Source organism: Arthrobacter sp. 2YAF22_2 (assembly GCF_052114645.1).
GTDB lineage: Bacteria > Actinomycetota > Actinomycetes > Actinomycetales > Micrococcaceae > Arthrobacter.
Window position 1 is genome coordinate 1 of the sequence record NZ_JBFRFD010000731.1, and the last position, 1,294, is coordinate 1,294.

2 protein-coding genes are annotated in these 1,294 nt (G+C 69.6%); both read left to right on the forward strand.

Annotation, left to right across the window (positions count from 1 at the left end; translation table 11 throughout):
• Positions 1–678 (forward strand): glycosyltransferase family 2 protein (locus AB4Y86_RS19090; RefSeq protein ID WP_441403694.1); only part of this gene is annotated, 678 nt, incomplete at its 5' end.
• A 9-nt stretch (positions 679–687) separates the two neighbouring features.
• Positions 688–1,294 (forward strand): TIGR04282 family arsenosugar biosynthesis glycosyltransferase (locus AB4Y86_RS19095; protein ID WP_441403695.1); only part of this gene is annotated, 607 nt, incomplete at its 3' end.

Genomic DNA, 1,294 nt, shown 5'->3' on the forward strand with positions numbered 1-1,294 from the left:
GCGTTGCCGTGGGTGATGTCCCGGATGCCTCCCGGCTACCGGGCGATCGTGGTGGACAACGGCTCAACGGACGGTTCGGGGGAACTGGCGCTGGAACTGGGCGCCGTCGTGGTCCGGGAGGAGATGCGCGGCTTCGGGGCCGCCGCCCACGCCGGACTTGTCGCGGCGACGGCTGACTATGTCGCCTTCTGCGATTGCGACGGTTCGCTGGATCCGGCACGTCTGCCCGCCCTTCTGGCTCCGGTCATGGCCGGCGCCGCAGATCTGGTGCTGGGCAACCGCCGGCCGCGGCGCGGGTCATGGCCGGTCCACGCCCGGATTGCCAACGCCGTACTTGCGTGGCTGCTGCGCAGGCTGACAGGTGAGGCCGTCACCGATCTTGGACCGATGCGCGCAGGGCGACGGACCGAGCTCTTGTCGCTGGGGCTCCAAGACCGCCGCAGCGGCTATCCGCTGGAGATGTTCCTGGAGGCCAGCCGGCGCCATTGGCGGGTTATCCAGGTCCCGGTCGATTACGCGCCGCGCACCGGCCGGTCCAAGATAACCGGGACGGTCAAGGGAACGTTGACGGCGGTCCGCGACATGGCCGTCCAGCTCACGGCCGTGCCCGGACAGCGTCGGACCGGAGCTGCGCCGCCCCTGCCCGGTCCGGAGCTGCGGCTGCGGGACTCGAACTAGGGGCACGCCATGGACCTGACGGTGGCGGTCATCGCCAAGCAATGCATGCCCGGGCGGGTGAAAACCCGCCTTTCCCCTCCGCTGACCACGGCGCAGGCCGCGGACCTCGCTCAACTGAGCCTGACCCGAACGCTGGATACGGTACGGCGTTTGCCTGTCCGCCGCCGGCTCCTGGTCATGGACGGCACGCCGCGAAACCGCGACGCACAAGGGTTCACAGTGACCGGCCAAAGCGCGGGGACGCTGGACGAACGGCTCGCCGAGATCTGCGACTTCGCCGAAGACCCGTTAGTGATACTCGGCATGGACACGCCCCAGGTATCCCCGCTTCACCTTGCTGCACTCCTTAGTGATTGGTCCGCCGAGCGGCCGGCACACGATGCCTGGCTGGGACCGGCGGACGACGGCGGGTTCTGGGCCATCGCCCTCCTCCGGCCCCGCGGAGCTCTCATCCGCGGCGTTCCGATGTCCACGGACAGGACCGGGGCCCGGCAGTTGGCCCGGCTGACCCAACACGGGCTCTCCACCGGCCTGCTGCCCGTACTCAGGGACATGGACTTCTTCGCCGATGCAATCGAGATCGCCGGTGCGATCCCGGGCACGGCTTTCGCGTCCG